The organism is Candidatus Saccharibacteria bacterium oral taxon 488, assembly GCA_013099195.1.
Lineage (GTDB): Bacteria > Patescibacteriota > Saccharimonadia > Saccharimonadales > Saccharimonadaceae > Nanosynbacter.
This window is the reverse complement of the sequence record CP039999.1, coordinates 757,812-777,075: the sequence shown is the minus strand read 5'-3', so window position 1 is coordinate 777,075 and position 19,264 is coordinate 757,812. Positions and strand designations below refer to the sequence as shown.

Here is a 19,264-nt window from a genome sequence, read left to right as displayed (position 1 = left end):
CTCACAAGGATGCCTTTATGCGTAATCTTGTCCGGCTGTCGGGTTCTGATGGTGATAATTCAGCGACTCGCTATATTGACTTTGAATATGCGAGAAGTTTTCGTGGTTATGTTGAGCAAGTTGATCACGGTGAGGATATTTTTCGCGCGCAAGGATATATTAATAGATCAGTTCAAGGTGACCTCCGGTCGTTACTTATTGACGCTATATCAGTTTTGGCGAATCAGCTCAACCAGTCTCCAGCCGATAGGTGGAAGCTATTAGAAAAATGTCTGGGCAGTTACCGAGAAGTGGTGTCTGCGAGTGAAAATTCACCCGCACTTAAGGAGGCGGCTGTTCATGCAATAACCACCCTACAGCGCGACTATATGTAGCAAATTATTGGGGTGTTAGCTAAAAATGGTACGTTAAGCACGATAGATTATCCGAAAACTGACTATAGCAAAATCTTTGGTAAATAGTCTTGGTGGGATTGTTACAATTCACTCATCATCTGAACGTCGGTCGACTCATTAACCAGCCAGTTGAGGTCAACCTCCGTTAGGTAACCTGGTAAAATCCGCGTGGTTTTTGGATCGACAAAGCCGCACTCCGCCACTTCCTCGACGCCGTGCGATGTTTGCTCCAGGTCGATGTGCCGGTAATCTTGCCAGTTGGTGATGGAGAAGAAAAACTCGAGCTGCTCAGTAACGCCGTGTTTAGACGAGGGGTTGGTGTCGGTAAATTGTTGGATGAATAATAGCTTGCCAATGGTTGGCTTGACGCCAGTTTCCTCAATCATCTCGCGCGTTAGGCCATCCAGCAGACTCTCGCCAAGCTCCAAACCGCCGCCCGGTGCACACCAAAACTCTCGCCCCGTGCCGTTATTTGCGGTTAATTTCTGGCAAAAAATCTCGCCCTGATCGCTGATAATAATTCCGCGTACGTTAACTCGTCGCTGCATATAACCTCCTTTGCTTTTGTGATCGCCAGAGGTTCTAGGTGGTGAACATGCGCTTCAAATAATTTCATGGTCGGGGTGACTGGATTTGAACCAGCGACCTCACCGTCCCGAACGGTGCGCGCTACCGAGCTGCGCCACACCCCGACGCTAAAAATAGTATAAGCCGAGCGGGTGATTTTGTCCAATCACCGTCCGCCAGAGTGGAGCTGGGCCGCCGCTTAGTGTTATAATAGAAGTTGGCTTTGGGTGGTAAAGGAATAAAATGAAACATATTTTACGGATTTTTAGTGGCTACTGGCTGATGTTTATCATCTTGGTCGGTTTTACCTACGCTATGGTCATGGCGAATTTGTGGCTGCCCGACAAGATGTCGGAAATCGTCAATAACGGCATCATCAAGCAAGATATGCCAGCGATTTGGCGCAACGGACTAGCGATGATTTTGGTGACGGCGGCGGGCGGACTGTGCTCAATTATCATAGGATTTTTGGCCTCCCGGATTGCCACTGGTGCGGCGCAGAAACTACGAATGGAACTATTTGAGCGGGTCGAGAGTTTTGCGCTGGCGGATTTTAATAAATTTTCGACCGCCTCGCTAATTACCCGATCGACCAATGATATTCAGCAAATTCAAATGACGTCAATTCTGCTGCTGCGCATGGCTTTACTGGCGCCAATTATGGCGGTCGGCGGTCTGCAAAAAGCCGTTCACAACGCGCCAGATTTGAGCTGGATCATTGCGCTGGCGGTGTCGGTGCTGCTGGTGGTCATTGCTGTGTTGTTTGTCATTGCTGTGCCTCGGTTCAAGAAATTGCAAACGCTGGTGGACAAACTAAATCTGGTGACGCGTGAAAACTTGGTGGGTTTGAAGGTCATCCGGGCGTTTCATAATGAAAAAATTGAGCAGAAAAAATTCCAGCAAGCCAACACTGAGTTGAATAAGATGAACTTATTTGTTAATCGCTTGATGATGCTGCTCGACCCAATCATGACGCTGGTGATGAACTTTTCTAGCGTGGCGATTGTCTGGTTCGGCGCGCATTTGATTAGTAGCGGCAATCTACAAATTGGTAATATGATGGCGTTTTTGGAATACGCCATGCAGGTGATTATTTCTTTCTTGCTGCTGTCAATGGTGTTTATTATGGTGCCGCGGGCGGCCGTGTCGGTAAAGCGGGTGGGCGAGGTGTTGGACACACTGCCGTCAATTGTCGATCCGCCGTCGCCGCAGCAATTGCCAAATGACGCTACTGGTAAAATTGAATTTAAAGACGTCACTTTTGCTTATCCAGACGCTGATCTGCCAGTGCTCTCTAATATCAATTTTACAGCCGAACCAGGGCAAACCACAGCGTTCATTGGCAGCACTGGCTCCGGCAAATCAACGTTGATTAATTTGATTCCGCGCTTTTATGATGTGTCGGCGGGACAAATTTTGCTGGATGGCATGGATATTCGCCAGCTCAAACTGGAAGAATTGTACGATCAAATCGGTTATGTGCCGCAAAAGGGCGTGCTGTTTAGCGGCACCATTGCCAGTAATATCAAGTACGGCAACGCCAAAGCCAGCCAAGAATTGGTTGAAAAATCCGCTAAAATTGCTCAAGCCACCGAATTCATCAGTGAGCTGAAAAACGGCTACAAAAATGAAATCGCTCAAGGCGGCAGCAATGTTTCCGGCGGTCAGCGGCAGCGTTTGTCGATTGCTCGGGCGATTGCTGTTGAGCCGAATGTCTACATTTTTGACGATTCGTTTTCGGCGCTGGATTTCAAGACTGACGCTAAATTACGCTCGGCACTGGCCAAAGAAACCAAACATAAAACCGTGCTGATCGTCGGTCAGCGCATCAACACCATCATGAACGCTGACAAAATCATCGTGCTGGACGAAGGTAAAATTGTCGGCCAAGGCACGCACCAGGAATTGATGAAAGATTGCCAAGTCTATCAAGAAATCGCCGTCTCCCAGCTTTCGGAAGATGACCTGCAGAAGATGTCGGCGACGACCGCGAAAGGAGCGGCGTAATGGCTCAGCAAAGCATGAAAAAACGCCAGCCAGTGAAGATGGGCGGTCCAATGGGCGGCGGTATGGGCGCGGGTGAAAAAGCCAAAGATTTCAAGGGCACGGTCAAGAAGTTGGCCAAATATTTGGCAGAGTTTCGCTGGCACATGCTCATGGTGGCGATTTTCGCAGTCGGTAGCACAATGTTTGCGATTGCCAGTCCGAAAATTTTGGGCGGCGCCACCAACCAAATCGTCGAAGATTATGTCAGCATGAAAGCGTACGAAACCATTACCAGCAAGCTGCCAAATGGTGCTTCGCTGCCAGCTGGCACGACTGGTGCTGATGTCCTGAAACGCTTGCCGAACAAGTCGGAAATTGAAAGCCAAATTCCATCAAACCAGCTTGATACCATCAAAAAGCTGGATCTCAGCCGGCGTCCAGAATTCCACTTTGAGGCTATTTGGCAGGTCGTTAGTTTGCTGATCGGCTTATATATACTCAGTGCCATTTTCCGCTACATCCAAACCTGGCTGATGACCCAAGTGACGCAGACAGTTACTTTCAGGATGCGCCGGCAATTGTCCGAGAAAATCAACCGCCTGCCGCTGAGTTATTTTGACAAGCAAACCTACGGCGAAGTGCTCAGTCGCGTTACCAACGACGTCGATACTATCAGCCAGACGCTCAATCAAAGCCTATCGCAAATCGTCTCCTCGACAGTGATGGTGCTGGGAATTTTGGTGATGATGTTTTCCATCAGCTGGCAAATGTCGCTGGTGGCGCTGCTGGTGCTGCCGTTGGCTGGCGGCGTAATCACGCTGATCGCCAAAAGCTCGCAAAAGCAATTCCTTCGCCAGCAAACGCAGCTGGGAGAATTGAACGGCCACATCGAAGAAATGTACGGTGGCCATCAGGTGATGCGTGTGTTCAACGGCCAGAAAAAGTCGCTGGCTAAGTTTTCGCGGATTAACAATCAGTTGCAGGAAAGCGCCTGGAAAGCCCAATTTTTGTCGGGGCTGATTTATCCGATCATGAATTTCATCGGCAATATCGGTTACGTCGTCATGGCGATTTTGGGCGGTTGGCTGGCGATTGAAGGCCGGCTGAAAATTGGCGACATTCAAGCATTCATCCAGTACATCGACCAATTCAACCAGCCGCTGGTGCAGGTCGCCAACATCGCCAACATCTTGCAATCAACAGCGGCGGCGGCCGAGCGGGTGTTTGAATTTTTGGACGAGCCGGAAGAACAGGCGGAGGGCAAGGATTTGGTGAAATTGGCGCACGTCAAGGGCGAAGTCGAATTTGACAACGTAGTCTTTGGCTACAAGCCTGACCAAACCATCATCAAAGGTCTGTCGGCGCACATCAAGCCCGGCCAGCGCGTGGCGATTGTCGGTCCGACGGGTGCGGGCAAAACCACCTTGGTCAATTTACTGATGCGATTTTACGAAATTAACAGCGGCGCTATCAAAATTGACGGCGTGAACATAGCCCAGATGAAGCGCAGCGATGTGCGGCAAATGTTTGGTATGGTGTTGCAGGACACTTGGTTGTTTAACGGCACGATTCGCCAAAATTTGCTCTACGGCAATCCAACAGCCAGCGAAGAAGAGATGGTCGCCACCGCCAAGGAGGCGCATGTTGATCACTTCGTGCGGTCGCTGCCGGGCGGTTATGACATGATACTGGGCGAGGAAGCCGCGAACATTTCACAGGGCGAGAAGCAGCTGCTGACGATCTCCCGGGCGATGCTGGCGTGCACGCCGATGCTGATTTTGGACGAAGCTACCAGCTCGGTCGACACCCGCACTGAAGTGCTCATCCAAAAAGCCATGGACAAGTTGATACAAGGCAAAACTAGCTTCGTCATCGCCCATCGGCTGAGTACCATCCGCGACGCTGATCTAATCTTGGTCGTCCGCGACGGCAACATCATCGAGCAGGGCAAGCATGATGAACTGCTGAAGCAAGGCGGTTTTTATGCTGAGCTTTATAATAGTCAGTTTGCTGAGTGATTGTGCGCTGACAAAGTTAGCATTCAGTTGTACTAATCACTAAAATGATATAATAAGTCATATAATTGAATTAAATCTTTTATTTTAGATAAAAAGATTATATATGGAGTATACTCAGTAGAATGTCTTTATCTGACGATATATTGTGTGTGAAAGATGAATACGGTCATGTGAAGTATAGAATACTAAATATTAATGATCATCATTTTGAAGACCTTAAAGAAATGATAAGGGTTAAATTGGCAGAGGTCTGCTATGGCACAGAGCCTATTGCTATTGAGCCTGATGAATATACCTACCAAGCTGCTTGTAGGCAGATGTATGAAAATCTAATGAGTCGTAAAGACGAAGAAGGCAAGTACGGGGTTATTGGTGAGTTATTGATGCATATTCTAGCTTCAAACTATTTAGATTTTTCAGCTGAAAGCATGAGTAGAATATTTGCACTTCAAAATCGGAATATAAAGCCAGGTTTTGATTTAAATTTTTATGACAAGGACTGTAAAAAAATATGGTATGGCGAGGTAAAATCTGGGTTAGTTGAAAAAACTAATCGCGAAGAGCTAATTAATAGGGCGAGCAAGGGCCTTAAGAACTACTTTGATAATATTATGTCGGAAGGACAGGCATCCACTCGATATAGATGGGAGGCTGCTAAGGCAGAGGTGGCGGTAATATTTGCGTCGGAGAAAAAAATAGAGTTAACCAAGTTACTGTCTAACAGTAGAAATATGGTTTATCAACGGGAGGGGACTAACCGTAACGCAATTCTTATGGCGGTTAATTTTGGAGATTTTGCTTATAATATAACAGACACGAAAGATGTTATTAAGAAAATTGATAGTATAAAGAATACAGGGTGTTTTGATAATTTTATAATTATTTGTATTCATCGTAAACTATTCGATGATATTATTGATTTCTTAGGGGCTGAAGGAGGGGTTTGATGTACAAGATCACTCTTAGCTCTTTAAGATCAGCATTAACAAGGAAAGCTGAGGATCATAATTTCTTATTTGCTAAAGTATACAGAAAAATAATGTTGAGACAGCATCTAGCTCAGGATGAGACGCAATTTATATATAGAATCTTAAATTATTTTTCACTTTATGGTGATGAGGATGTGCAAAAAATGGCATATTCAATAGCCCTAAATTACGGGCTTCTTAGTAATAATTTTTATGCATTATCTCATTTTGCTAGCTTATTACGATACTATCCTGTACTTATGCTCATACAAGCTCACGATAGTTATACTACAGAATTAGAGGCTGTGGAGGACGACGTGAACAGTCTATTTAATAAGGCGTTGGCAGAATCATATAAGGAAGAGTATTACAAATCAGAGCAACAATTTAGACTAAGTCGTAGTGTCAGAAATGTTTCTAATCTTGCTGTCGTTGCGCCAACCTCTTATGGTAAGTCTCATTTGATGGTGTCTAAAGCTATTGAAAAGTTCAATAGTGGTTTGTCTGTTTGTATAGTTGTTCCCACTAAATCATTGATAAATCAAACAGTATCAATGGTTTTGAACAAAAAAGGAAGTCGAACTGATGTTATAACTCATCCTGACATGTATGTTAAAAAATACAAGCATAGCCAATTTATTGCTGTGTTAACACAGGAGCGACTAATGGCATTATTGGCGAAACATAATGAGCTAATAATAGATTATCTATTTATTGATGAATCTCATAATTTATTTAAAGATGAGGATAGATTCTTAACTCTCTCGAGGGCAATCATAATCGCTAGTAATAGAAAATCAAGTGTGGCCATTGATTACTACTCTCCTTTTATTGTAGACCCAAGGTCAAGTCTATGTCTTATAAATGATAAACATAATTCAAAAAATATACAATCAAGAGAAATTACTGAGTATATGAAAATACCACGTTATTTTCTTTGGGATAATAATAGTCAATGTTTAGAGTTGTTTGATCAGTTTACGGCAAAATTTTACGAAATAACTGAATCGTCTACAGACTATTACCAAATATTATTTAGTAGAGGTGGGGATAAAAATATTATTTATGTTAATAAGCCAAGCGGAGTTGAAAAACTTGCCGATGCGTTAGCTGCTAGGACGCCAGAAATTAAATACAGCCCTGAAAGTCAAGTTATAATTGATGATGCATGTAATATCCTATCAAGCTATGTTCATCCTTTCTATAATCTAATAAAGCTCGTTAAACGCGGCATAGTTATCAGTCACGGTAAGATACCGGACACTATTAAGGAGCATGTAGAGTTCTTGTATCGTAATATTCCTGAGATTAGATTTATTGTTACTACGAGCACATTACTCGAAGGCGTGAATATTCCTGCAAGTAAATTATTTTTAATGAACTATTCCAAGGGGGCTAGGTGCTTGGACGTTCCTGATTTCAGAAATTTAGTGGGCAGGGTGGGCCGTTATAACATAATCTTTGATTTTACAAACCCAAGAATGGAACTATTAACACCAGAAATATATATAATTAAAAATGATGATTATATGGAGAAGAGGGCAAATGCTAGTAAATTCTTATCGGAGCATGCCAAGGAGGGGGTTGTAGTTGAGGACAGTATCAATAACCCGCTCCTTGCTTCTTATAAAGGAAGCGATAAGGAATATAGAATTGCCGATGAAGTTAACATACTTGCAAATATAGATAAAACAAGAGAAGCCATGTATTCGCAAATTAACAACTCAAAGCCATTATTGGCGCAAACTGAGCTAGGTACTAAGTGTTATGCCCATAACGTGAAAATATTTGATATTGTGAAATATGAACAAATCATCTCTAAAAAGATGGAGCATCTCTTGAACACTCAAATAATTGATGATGGTAATAAGTTATTAAATACGATTATTAGTGTTTTTCTTGAGGTGACATATCAGACAGGTCTCAGGATCGATAAGCATAAGTATGGGAATTGGATATATTTACTATACACAGAGCCATCTATAAGGGATATTTATATAAGAATTATTGACGAAAAAGCTAATAATGAAGCCAGCTTTTCTACGTTGATTGCAAGGTCTGTTTTTATGTGGCGCGGTAAAATCGGAAATCCAGTATATGTTGGCGATATAGGAAGTTGTGGTGTCGATGGCAAGACTGGATCGTGGAATAAATATCATATATTTCAGCAGCAGACTCAAAATTTGATGCCAAGTTATGCGGCTGCTTTAGCTAAGGAGAATCTTGATAATGTTGACCATTATATTATTCCATTTCTTGAGATATTGAATGATTTTGGTGTAGTCAATGAGTCGTTTTATAAACGTATAAAGTATGGTACTGATAATGACTTTAAAATTGCTCTTATTAGAGCGGGGATTGATTGTAGTTTAGCAAAAATAATTCACGAAAATAGTAATCTGAGAGCGCTTATCTTAATTGATCAAGAAAGTCCTGTGTGCACTGATAAGACTTCTTTCTTAAAAATCATGCACGAAGAAAGTATCTCGTTAATGTATATTAACCTAGTGCTTGAACTGTTATAAATTAAAAAATATAGATGACAGAATAGGATTGGCGGTGTCGTTTAATAGTCTGTAGACTTTCGCCCAGAGAAAGTGGTGCTTAATCCCGCCGCAAAATATCCAACACGCCAAACTTTCCAGTCAATACGGCCTGATCGATGATATGCGGCGTGAGAGCGGCGATGAGCTCTCTGGGCTTGGTGCTGTCTGGTAAATCTAACGTCGTGTCCAGCGCGTACACATAAAATTGGTAGCGGTGCGTGCCAAACGGTGGTTGCGGCCCGCCCCAGCCAGGCCGACCCCAACTGGTCATCCCTTCGACGGCGCCCGCGGGTAGTGATTCGCTGGTGATTTCAGTGGTTTTGGTTGGTAAATTCCAAACCGTCCAATGGTAAAATCCATCGCGCCCAGGCGCATCAGGGTCGTGGCAAATGATCACCAGGCTTTTGGTATTTGCCGGTACGTCGCTGATCTCGAGCGGCGGGCGTTGATTACCGCCGAGCTTGGAATAAATTTTTGGTATTTTAGCGTTTTCAGTGAAGGCTGGGCTGGTTATTTTCATGCTATGATTTTAGCATAGTGATATTTTTGTCGCTTCGGGTACGTGAAGGTCAAAATCAATATCGGTTTTCTGGACAATCTCGTAACAAGACGACACTGCTGGGTTGTCTGGTAATTCAATTATTTTTCCATCATTAAATAGCTGTCCTTGTCGGTAGATGTTGTGAATAAACGGCACATTTGGTTTTGTTTTTCTCAAGCGATATAACGCTGATTCATGCCGTGTTTCGCCATCTGTAACAACTTTGGGCTGCGTATGCCATTGTCCCATAATACATAATGTTGGTAGAGAGCCGTCAATTCCGAGGATATTTTTAGCTAGCTGCTCTTCTCGTTCTTGCGGGCTTGGTGGTATGATGGCATCCTCATCTAAATTGTCAAAAAATGTATCAATAAAAACGAGCTCTTTAAGTTGATTTTGCTGCAGAAGAATTGCTATCGTTTTTATCATCTCAAGAGATAGAACGCTTAAGTCAAAAAGGTCTTCATCAACTAAGGAAAAATCATAAGAATTGATCTTTACTGAATTGATGAAGTCAAACACAGTAGGGCTAGCTTCAATGGCCAATCGTTGTATGCAAGTTTTTTTAACCAAGGTATAGACGATATTGGCATTTTCTTTTATGCCGTGAATTTCACCATAAACAATTAGGTTTGACTTTTGTAAGGCAGGTAGCAGGAGATCGAGGTGTTTTATGTCTAATTGTTTCGGCAAGAATGTTTTGATGATTTTGTGCTTGTTCATAATATACTCTTTGATAGGTTACCCCGTGCCCTTGCAAAAACACAAGGGCACGGGGTGTGACGTGGGACTAGTCGTCCGTCGTCTTGGGCTTGCCGGATCGGGTCAGGAAGGTCGACGAGTCGACCTCCGAATCAACGATCGTGGCAACTTTCGCGGAAAAGATCTCGGCGTTGTTCATGCTTCACCTCCTTTCGATTGTCAGAGTAGACTTTTTTCCACCAGGCAGCACGCCATGTGTGCGGCTGCCGGTAGGCCTATTTCATCGGTGTAACCGAGCCACTGGCCATTTGGGTTTGCTTCAAGGAAATGCAGATCTCCGATTTCGTCTATCGCGAAATCAATTGCAGCAAAACCAAGACCTAGCGAAGTCAGCAGAGAACGAACCTTCCGCTCAATGTCTTCGGGAAGGACGTAGTCGATCACGTATCGACTGCCAGAATCTTGTAGAGATCTCCAGTCTACCGTGCTGGAGGTTTTCTCTTGTGGAATCTGACGGGCAACGAAGATCTGTTTTCCGATACAAGTGACCCGTAACTCACTTGTTTTTCTGATAAACCTTTGCAGAATGATCGGTTGTGATTTGATCAATCCCAAGGAGTCTATCAGCTCATCTGTCATGAGCGTGGTTTCTATCATGTAGCCTGTATCGTCAAGATCTAGGCTAGATACAGATACCGGTTTGAATACGGTTGGCGCTTCTAGACAGAACTGGCGAGCTGCGTCTGGATCTGATGTAATCAGTGTGTCGGGCATTGGCGGCCCAATACGCTTTGCAATCGACAATTGGTATGGCTTAATCCTAGCTGTATGAATGGAGCTAGGGTGATTAATCCAAAACTTGTCGCGTAGCAGAAAACACAGACCATTCAATACATCATGTATCTCTTTGTCTACGATAGACCTTTGAACTGGATCCTGGATACTCTCAAGGAATCCGTAGGTTTGACTGAACCCGAACGGCTTTCTGTACCATACGCTATCAATACTACGAAGATCTGTAATTTCTCCCAGTTGCTTGTATAGTATACTACCGTTTGAATAGTCAAAAGAGATACTACATTGCCCTTGGATTAAAAGATCTGTATCAATCCGTATGATCCGATTGCTTTCTGAGTCAATATATTGGCTCACTGCCTCAACATGAGGGTTGTCCAGAGAATTGGTCAGTATGAGAATTGTAGTCATGGTCTACTCCTGAACGAATAGATGATGGTAAAGAACGCGTTTAGAAATTCTCGACGCTTGTTTCAGCATATATATATCGATTATTTGTCAATACTCCGGAGGTTATTTATAATGACGTTATGAATAAAGTTGACCAACTCCTCGCCAGACATCCCATCATTTCCGACCAAGTTGATACCAAAGAACTCGGCATCTTGTTGCGAGAATTGGAAAAGGTGCTGCGAAGCGGCGTGGCAGGCAATATTGTGGAGTTTGGCTGTTATGTCGGCACGACGAGTTTGTTTATTCGGCGGCTACTGGACGCCTATGATTTTACCGGTGAGTTTCATGTTTACGATTCGTTTATGGGCTTGCCAGAAAAAACCCAAGCCGACGCCAGCGCTGCGGGTGAGCAGTTCAAGGCGGGTGAACTCTTGGCGCCGCGTAAAACCTTCGTCCAGAATTTTAAGAAAGCAGGACTAAAACTGCCGATTATTCACAAAGGTTGGTTTGCCGATTTTACCTCTGAGGATGTGCCAGAAAGCATTATCTTCGCCTTTTTTGACGGTGATTTTTATGAGTCAATTGCCGATTCGTTTCGTGTGTGTGACGGCAAATTTCAGGAAACGGCAACCATCATTGTTGATGATTACGCCAATGAAGCCTTGCCGGGTGCCGCGCGGGCGGTCGATGAATGGCTGAAGTACCATCTGGCTCGGCTGATAGTCGAGGCATCCTTGGCGATCATTCGAGAATGAGGCATATTTGACGATAGCTAATTTTTCCTGCATAATAGTAAAAGTATGACAGCGTTTTTTACTACATTCTCCTCGTCATTTCAGCTGGCGATATCATTCTGGCCATTTGCTGCACTGCTCTTGACATTTCCGCTGCTCGTTGTACAGTATATGCGATTACGACGGCTAGTAGTCGGCAGGATGGTCATGGTGTATCTGGTTGTATTGTATGCACTGGGACTCGTGGCGTTTACGCTCTATCCGATGCCAGATAATACAGCATGGTTCTGTGCGCATCATGCAGTCTCACCACAACTACATCCGCTCGCATCAATTATGGACATACAGGCTGAAGGGTTGCGGGCTGTTCTACAGGTAGTGATGAATATAGTCTTTTTTATGCCGTTCGGTATGTTTTTACGAGTGATGTACCCTGTACGCTGGTACATGGTTGTACTATTAGGACTCGCTCTATCACTAACGATTGAAGTGACCCAGCTAACGGGTGCGTTTGGCTTGTATCCATGTAGTTATAGGCTGTTTGATGTTGATGACTTGTTGCTCAATACCGGAGGTGCTTTGGTCGGCTATTGGTGTGGTCGGTTGCTACCAGATCTGCGCAATGTAAAGCATGGCGAGACCGTGACAACACAGCCGGGCCTAGTGCGGCGATTAGTGGCATTTATACTTGATGTGGTTGTGGTGCTTGTAGTGAGGACGTGCATCGGTATTATATTGTATATCACGATGCCGGGTTTGGCGGGAAATACTATTGCGGGACTGTCATATGGTATTCTCGCTGGCGGTGAGTTAGTAGTCCAGCTGATCATGCCGCTCATGATGGGTGGGCAAACGATTGGCGGCTGGATGACGGGAATATCATTGGATGATCGTGAACGTTCTTGGCCTCATCGATTGACAATGTATCTGCTGCGATTGGGGTATATTGGCTTGTTCATGTATGGCATTATACTGGGGCCTAGGGCCGGTATGCCTATTGTCATTGGCTGGCTTGGGGTGACATTAGTTAGCTGGTGGCGATACCGGCGTTTGCCGTATACGATTATTGATGCAGTTTGGCCTCGTAGGCGGTAATTCACCGGCTCGCTAAGTGATGCTTGTGTTCTTGGGCGTATATGCTATATTGTTAGTATAACCATAAACAAAAAGGGGATGGGGGTATGGATCCATTACATATTACATCAGAAATTGGCCGACTTAAGGCGGTGCTGTTGCATCGTCCGGGCGAAGAATTAGAAAACTTAACACCAGACTACTTGACTGATCTGCTGTTTGACGACATTCCGTATTTGCAGGTCGCCCAAAAGGAGCATGATGCGTTTGCTCAGGTATTGCGTGATCACGGTGTCGAGGTGTTGTATCTCGATCAGCTGGTGACCGAGGCGCTATATACTGATCAATTACGCGAGCAGTTTGTTGATGAAATGTTGGCAAATTCGAAGCAAGGGTCACGCCGCGTCACCAGGGTGCTGCGCCAGTTCCTGCTAGACCTACCAACGAACGCGATGGTGCGTAAAATTATGGCCGGTGTGCGCAAGGACGAGATTACGCTGCCGCCAGACCAGCACCAGCAATTGCATAATATGATCGAGAAAAATCACTATCCATTCTATCTCGATCCGATGCCAAATCTGTACTTTACCCGCGACCCGGCTGCAACCATCGGTCATGGTCTGACGATCAACAAGATGCACTGGCCGGCGCGTCGTCGTGAGTCGCTATTCATGCGCTACATCATTGATCATCATCCACGGTTTGCCGGCAAGAATGTACCGGTGTGGTATGATCGCCACGAAAAGTTCTCAATTGAAGGTGGCGATGAGCTAGTGTTGAGCAGTGAAGTGATGGCCATCGGCGTATCGGAGCGCACCACGGCTGAGGCGATTGAAAAGATGGCGACGAAACTGTTTGCTGGTTCTGGCTTTAAGAAGGTCGTTGCCATGGAAATTCCAAAGTCGCACGCCTTTATGCACCTGGACACGGTGTTTACGATGATTGATCGGGACAAGTTTACTATTCATCCGGAAATCCGCGATCGCGGCGGCAAGATGAATTGTTTCGTATTGGAAAAGGTCGAGGGACAGCCGTTCCCACGCATTACGCACGAGACGGATCTCGAGCATGTCTTGCGGGTGGCCTTGGGGCTGCCGAGTGTTACCCTGATCGAATGTGGCGGCGGTGATCCAATTGCGGCGGCTCGTGAGCAGTGGAATGACGGCTCGAATACCTTGGCGATTGCGCCGGGCGTGGTGGTAACCTATGACCGCAACTATGTGACCAACCAAAAACTGCGCGAGCACGGCGTTGAAGTTATAGAAGTCAGTGGTGCTGAGCTTGGCCGCGGCCGCGGCGGTCCGCGCTGTATGAGTATGCCGCTGGTACGGGAGGATGTATAAATGGCACAAAGTTTGAAGGGGCGATCATTCCTAACACTGGGTGATTTTACCGCGGGTGACATTCGGTTGCTACTAACGACGGCGAATGAATATAAGCGGATGAAGTACGCTGGTACGCCGCATCGGATTCATGAGGGCAAGAATATTGCGTTATTGTTTGAGAAGACCTCGACCAGGACGCGCTGCGCCTTTACGGTGGCAGCTAACGACCTCGGTATCGCGCCGGAGTATCTCGGTAAGGACGATATTCAGCTTGGCAAGAAAGAGACAGTCGAGGATACCGCCAAGGTGCTGGGCCGGATGTTTGATGGTATTGAGTTTCGTGGTTTTGCGCACAAAACGGTAGAAGATCTAGCGAAGCACGCCGGCGTGCCGGTGTGGAACGGATTGACTGATAAGTTCCACCCAACGCAGATTCTAGCCGACTTTATGACTATCGAGGAGCACCTTGGTCGGCTGCACGGCGTCAAGCTGGTGTTTGTCGGCGATGGCCGCAACAACATGGCTAATAGTTTGCTGCTCGGCTCGGCCATCATGGGGCTGGACTTTCGGATTTTAGCGCCGCGTGAATTGTTCCCTGAAGAGGGCCTCGTCCATCACGCGCATGAGCTGGCGCACCAGAACCACGGGCGGATTACTATCACTGATAATTTTGAGGAAGCCCTGCGCGGTGCCGATGTCGTTTACACCGATGTCTGGGTGTCGATGGGCGAAGAGGATAAGTTCGCTGAGCGCATCAATCAGCTGCGTCACTTCCAGGTTAATCGCGACATGCTGAACCTTACTGGCAATCCTGAGGTCAAGTTCATGCACTGCTTGCCGGCCTTTCATGATGCGTTGACCACGACCGGCCAGCACATCAGGGATGATTTCGGGCTAGAGGCGATGGAGGTGACGGATGACGTCTTCCGCTCGCCAAATTCGATCGTCTTTGACCAGGCGGAGAATCGTATGCATACCATCAAGGCGGTTATCGCTTTGACGCTGTAGATGTCTAATACAGGAGTAAAGGAGGCTCCGGACATGGTAGAAAAAATGAAAAAAATTAAGAAAAAGCTGCGCTCGCCCTCAGCCTTTACCGTGCTGTTTGTGGTGATTGCCTTGATGGCAGTCCTAACGTGGATTATCCCGTCTGGTGTGTACAACACAAAACCAGATCCAAATGATGCGGAAAAGACAGTGCGCATCGCTGGTACGTATAAACAGACTGATAAAGTCACTACTAAAAAAGCCGATGACGGCACCGAGACAACCACTGATTCCCGCCAAGGTTTGTGGGATGCAGCACTTGCACCGATCAAGGGCATGAGTGAGAAGCTCGACGTCATCGTCTTCGTGTTGATCCTCGGTGGCTTCCTCGGGGTGACGATGAAGACTGGTGCGCTGGATGCGACGCTTGGTGCCATGCTGCGCAAGATGAAGGGCAAGGAGAAATGGCTTATCCCAATTCTCATGACGTTCTTCGCTATCGGTGGTACCACCTACGGCATGCAGGAAGAGGCAGTGGCGTTTTATGCGCTGGTGGTGCCGATCATGATGGCGGCTGGCTACAACGCCATGACCGCGGTGATGGTGATCGTGCTCGGTGGTGGCGTCGGTGTGCTTGGCTCGACCTTGAATCCATTTTCGACTGGTATCGCTGCCAAGTCGGCTGACGTGCCACTCGGTAATGTGTTGGGTCTCCAATCAATAATTTTACTGCTCTGTTTGATCGCGGCTATCGTGTTCACCATGCGATACGCGTCAAAGGTAAAGGCTGGTAAGTATAAAGATGATGTTCGCTACAAGCCAGCCACCACCGCACTTGATATGAGCAACGTGCCAGAATTTACCGGTCCGCGTAAAGCAGTGATGGCGGTCTTTGGCGTCACTTTCCTACTGATGATCATCTCGCTTATCCCGTGGGGCAACTGGGGGATCACACTGTTCGCCGATATCCATAAATGGTTTGCAGGGCTACCGGTCGTTGGTGCTATCTTGGGTCTTGATCATGTCTTGCCATTTGGTGAGTGGTACTTCAACGAGATCTCGACCCTGTTTCTGTTGTCAACCTTAGTCATCGCAGCGATTTATTATCGCCAATTCAAGAAAGAGGAAGTCTTCGTTGTTGACACCTTCCTGAAGGGTACAGCCGATCTACTGAGTGTGGCACTGATCATTGCAGTGGCAGCTGGTGTTGGCGTGGTGATGCAGAATGGTGCGATCCAAGACACGATCATTAGCTGGGGTGAATCTGCACTGAAGGGTGCGGGTAGCTTTGTTGGTATTCTCGCCTATATCTTCTACTTGCCGATGAGCTTTATCATTCCGTCATCATCAGGTCTAGCGGCGGCAACTATGCCAGTCATTGCGCCGGTGGCTGATCTAGTCGGCTCCAGCAAGGAGATCATCGTTGTCGCATTTGCCGCGGCATCGGGTCTGTTGAATATGATGGCCCCAACCATTGCTTCATTGATGGGTGGTCTGGCCCTAGCCGGCGTGTCGTACCGTGCATGGTTGAAGCGCTCGATGCCAATCATGGTGGTCTTTGCGATAATTAGCCTCGTAGCTATCACGGTATACGGAGCCATTGCTTAATGAATCAGCAGCGAACTATTGTCGTCGCGCTTGGAGGTAACGCCCTGCAACGTCAGGGCGAGGCCTCGTCTCAGGCGCAGCAGCGAGTGGCTGACGAGACCATTGCCCAGCTCCTGCCGCTGATTCAAGCTGGCCACCGTGTAGCCATTGTCCACGGCAATGGCCCGCAGGTCGGTAACATTGTCCTACACGAGGAAGCGATTAACACCGAGGCGGTGCCGAGCTTACCGCTGGAAGATTCTGGTGCGATGAGCCAGGGGCTAATTGGTTTTTGGCTGCAGCAAGCAATCCACGATGCGCTGGCAACTCGTGGTGTGCATGATAAGTATGCAGCGAGCATCGTTACCCAGACGGTGGTTGATCAGGCTGATCCAGCATTTCAAAATCCAACCAAGCCGATCGGGCCATTCTATTCGGAAGAAGAGGCCAGGAAAGTACAGGCCGAGCGTGGCTATACGGTGCGTGAAGACTCGGGTCGTGGCTGGCGGCGCGTTGTGCCATCACCAAAGCCTCAGGAGATTGTTGAGGCTCCGGTTATCAAGGCGCTGGTTGACGCTGGCGTGTTGGTGGTCTCGACTGGCGGCGGCGGCATCCCGGTGCTGCGTGACGCATCGGGTCAATTGAGTGGCGTGGCGGCGGTGATTGACAAAGATTTTGGTGCGGCCAAACTGGCGGACACACTCGGGGCGGACACACTATTGATCCTAACCTCGGTTGATGCAGCTAAGGTCAATTTTGGTCAGCCGACGGAGCAGGCGCTTGGCGAAGTATCAGCCGAGGAGCTGCAGCAGCATATTGATGCTGGGCAGTTTGCGGCTGGCTCAATGCTACCAAAAACCCAGGCGGCGTTAAGTTTTGTGGCCGGCGCTTCGGGGCGTACGGCGATCATCACCTCGCTCGAAAAAACCGCTGACGCTATCAACGGTGCTGCTGGTACGCGCATCAAGAGTTAGTGCTCATATAAATAAACACTCAAAACCACCAGTCGGGTAGCTCGGCTGGTGGTTTTTGATGATGTCCTCCGCAAGCTTATTGTCATCTAACCGGTACCAAAATATTTCAAATGAGCTATACTGAGTACATGATAGAATACCTGCATTCAACAGGCGAGGCGATCGCACCGATTCAGACATTGCGTAGCGGCAGTTGGCTGCGCTGCGAACGGCCAACCGAAGAGGAAGTGTCCGAGCTGCTGACGCTGGGGATGGATGAGGATATGATTAGTGACGCGCTCGACCCGCATGAGGTGCCGCGTATTGAGTTTGATGATGAGTGGACGTACTTGATCGCCCGGCTACCGGATACGGATGATGATTTTAATGATTTTACTACGCCAATTTTGTTCGGCATTCACAAAGAGTATGTGGTGACATTGTCGCGCGATAGCTTGGGTCGGCTGTGGCAGCCGTTTATCGATAAGACGCGGGTGCGGACATCGCGGCGGATTGAACTGGTGGTGGCGATGATCGAGGCGGTATCAAGTCAGTACCAGCGGCGGGTGGCGACCATCAATCGCCAAATGCGGGCGGCGACTGACGATATTCACACTTTGCGGGCGCGTGATATCGTCACCTTGACCGAATATGAGCGCAAGTTAAATGACTACCTGGATGCCTTGCTGCCGATGAACTGGGCGATTGAGCGGTTGATTGCCAATCGCAGCTTGCGACTCAAGGATGATGACAAGGATGACGTCGAAGATATTTCCATCGACCTCGAGCAGGTAATTAGCCGTTGTAAATCGCTGCTGCGAACCATCACCAATGTGCGTGATAGCTACCGGGCGGTGATGGATACTCGGTTGAATGAGACAATTCGATTGCTAACGGTGATCACGGTGGCGCTGACTATCCCGACGATGGTGGCCGGGCTGTATGGCATGAATGTGCCTTTGCCGGCTGCAGAGAGCCCGGTGACCTTTTGGGTGGTTATCGGCGGTAGCGCGCTGGCGGCACTGGCGATTGGCTATTATTTCTTGAAGCGGCGCTGAGATCCTCGGCGGGATGGCGCTTGTGCTTGCCGTTATTTTCGGGTATAATAAAGCGACATGGATATCAAAAAACTGATTCACTTTTTTAAGGATAAATTAGCGCAGCTGCCGGCTATGCGCGAGCTGCACGATCCTGAGAATTCGCGGTTTGTCGCCTGGTGGAGTGAGGTGATGGCGACCGGTGAGGAAATGGGCGACGCCTATATGCACCGAGTGATGCGGATCGAGTTTTTGCCGGCAATTGTTTCCGAGGGCGGGGATAATTCTGAGGAATTTGCTCAGGCCTATCAGCGTGGTATGGACGAGGCGGAGGCCTTGATGCGGGCGACGATTGAAGGCCTCGAAAACCTCCAACGCAAAGCCGAAGCCGCCAAGCGCAGTCCCAAGCATGCGCACGAAGTGGTCTCGCCCTACGTTGCGCTCAGCGACGAGCAGGTCAAGCAAGTTACTCAGGCGATGCGCCTCGATCGGTATGATGGTCAGACGCAGCGGACGGTCAAACGCCTCCTCGAGGAGCTCAAAAATGGTGGCACAAACAAGGACGCTATCGTTGACGCCGTAACGTGGCTGGCTGAGCAGCAGCCCGATGCATTGGTGGCGTTTTTGCTAGCGGCAAGTCACGCGGCGTAATGTCG

Annotated in this window: 17 protein-coding genes and 1 tRNA gene; 13 read left to right on the top strand and 5 right to left on the bottom strand. The window is 47.4% G+C overall.

Annotated features, from left to right (window positions below):
• Positions 1–17: 17 nt before the first annotated feature.
• Entirely contained in the window at positions 18–374 is a 357-nt protein-coding gene (locus tag FBF28_04160) for a hypothetical protein (GenBank protein QJU08721.1), read from the top strand.
• A 101-nt stretch (positions 375–475) separates the two neighbouring features.
• Here the strand turns inward: FBF28_04160 and FBF28_04155 are convergent, their stop codons facing one another.
• Together FBF28_04155 and FBF28_04150 are read right to left on the bottom strand one after the other, a co-directional pair.
• Positions 476–943: an NUDIX domain-containing protein gene (locus FBF28_04155; GenBank protein ID QJU08720.1), complete on the bottom strand. Its 468-nt coding sequence runs from the start codon at positions 941–943 to the stop codon at positions 476–478.
• 67 nt (positions 944–1,010) lie between these two features.
• Positions 1,011–1,087 (bottom strand) — tRNA-Pro (locus FBF28_04150).
• A 118-nt stretch (positions 1,088–1,205) separates the two neighbouring features.
• Here FBF28_04150 and FBF28_04145 point away from each other — a divergent pair.
• The 4 genes from FBF28_04145 to FBF28_04130 all read left to right on the top strand — a co-directional run bounded on the left by FBF28_04145 (position 1,206) and on the right by FBF28_04130 (position 8,459).
• On the top strand, positions 1,206–2,969 hold the full coding sequence (locus tag FBF28_04145; protein ID QJU08719.1) for an ABC transporter ATP-binding protein: 1,764 nt from the start codon (positions 1,206–1,208) through the stop codon (positions 2,967–2,969).
• On the top strand, positions 2,969–4,966 hold the full coding sequence (locus FBF28_04140; GenBank protein ID QJU08718.1) for an ABC transporter ATP-binding protein: 1,998 nt from the start codon (positions 2,969–2,971) through the stop codon (positions 4,964–4,966). The genes FBF28_04145 and FBF28_04140 overlap by 1 nt, the downstream gene beginning before the upstream one ends.
• A gap of 122 nt (positions 4,967–5,088) precedes the next feature.
• On the top strand, positions 5,089–5,913 hold the full coding sequence (locus tag FBF28_04135; GenBank protein ID QJU08717.1) for a DUF1837 domain-containing protein: 825 nt from the start codon (positions 5,089–5,091) through the stop codon (positions 5,911–5,913).
• Positions 5,913–8,459 carry a DEAD/DEAH box helicase gene (locus FBF28_04130; protein QJU08716.1) on the top strand — a complete coding sequence of 849 codons (2,547 nt, stop codon included), beginning with the start codon at positions 5,913–5,915 and terminating at the stop codon, positions 8,457–8,459. Before FBF28_04135 ends, FBF28_04130 begins: the two co-directional genes overlap by 1 nt.
• A gap of 79 nt (positions 8,460–8,538) precedes the next feature.
• Here FBF28_04130 and FBF28_04125 read toward each other — a convergent pair whose 3' ends face one another.
• The 3 genes from FBF28_04125 to FBF28_04115 all read right to left on the bottom strand — a co-directional run bounded on the left by FBF28_04125 (position 8,539) and on the right by FBF28_04115 (position 10,929).
• Positions 8,539–9,000 (bottom strand): YbhB/YbcL family Raf kinase inhibitor-like protein, encoded by a 462-nt coding sequence (locus FBF28_04125; GenBank protein ID QJU08715.1) that lies wholly within the window; start codon positions 8,998–9,000, stop codon positions 8,539–8,541.
• 9 nt (positions 9,001–9,009) lie between these two features.
• Positions 9,010–9,744, bottom strand: a complete 735-nt coding sequence (locus FBF28_04120; protein ID QJU08714.1) for a hypothetical protein — start codon at positions 9,742–9,744, stop codon at positions 9,010–9,012.
• A gap of 198 nt (positions 9,745–9,942) precedes the next feature.
• The gene (locus FBF28_04115) at positions 9,943–10,929 is read right to left on the bottom strand and encodes a hypothetical protein (GenBank protein ID QJU08713.1); all 987 of its coding nucleotides are present in this window, start codon (positions 10,927–10,929) and stop codon (positions 9,943–9,945) included.
• Positions 10,930–11,048: 119 nt separating this feature from the next.
• Between FBF28_04115 and FBF28_04110 the strand changes: the two genes are divergently transcribed.
• The 8 genes from FBF28_04110 to FBF28_04075 all read left to right on the top strand — a co-directional run bounded on the left by FBF28_04110 (position 11,049) and on the right by FBF28_04075 (position 19,259).
• Positions 11,049–11,666 carry a hypothetical protein gene (locus FBF28_04110; protein ID QJU08712.1) on the top strand — a complete coding sequence of 206 codons (618 nt, stop codon included), beginning with the start codon at positions 11,049–11,051 and terminating at the stop codon, positions 11,664–11,666.
• Between the two features lie 45 nt (positions 11,667–11,711).
• Complete coding sequence (locus FBF28_04105; protein ID QJU08711.1) at positions 11,712–12,740, top strand: VanZ family protein; 1,029 nt, start codon at positions 11,712–11,714, stop codon at positions 12,738–12,740.
• 86 nt (positions 12,741–12,826) lie between these two features.
• The gene (arcA, locus tag FBF28_04100) at positions 12,827–14,062 is read left to right on the top strand and encodes an arginine deiminase (protein QJU08710.1); all 1,236 of its coding nucleotides are present in this window, start codon (positions 12,827–12,829) and stop codon (positions 14,060–14,062) included.
• Positions 14,063–15,052, top strand: a complete 990-nt coding sequence (gene argF, locus FBF28_04095; protein QJU08709.1) for an ornithine carbamoyltransferase — start codon at positions 14,063–14,065, stop codon at positions 15,050–15,052. It abuts the gene before it with no gap.
• The gene (locus tag FBF28_04090; protein QJU08708.1) at positions 15,053–16,639 is read left to right on the top strand and encodes a YfcC family protein; all 1,587 of its coding nucleotides are present in this window, start codon (positions 15,053–15,055) and stop codon (positions 16,637–16,639) included.
• Positions 16,639–17,592, top strand: coding sequence for a carbamate kinase (gene arcC, locus FBF28_04085; GenBank protein ID QJU08707.1), 954 nt, complete (start codon positions 16,639–16,641; stop codon positions 17,590–17,592). Before FBF28_04090 ends, arcC begins: the two co-directional genes overlap by 1 nt.
• 110 nt (positions 17,593–17,702) lie before the next feature.
• Positions 17,703–18,629 carry a magnesium transporter CorA family protein gene (locus FBF28_04080; GenBank protein QJU08706.1) on the top strand — a complete coding sequence of 309 codons (927 nt, stop codon included), beginning with the start codon at positions 17,703–17,705 and terminating at the stop codon, positions 18,627–18,629.
• A 57-nt stretch (positions 18,630–18,686) separates the two neighbouring features.
• Complete coding sequence (locus FBF28_04075; GenBank protein QJU08705.1) at positions 18,687–19,259, top strand: hypothetical protein; 573 nt, start codon at positions 18,687–18,689, stop codon at positions 19,257–19,259.
• Positions 19,260–19,264: the final 5 nt, after the last annotated feature.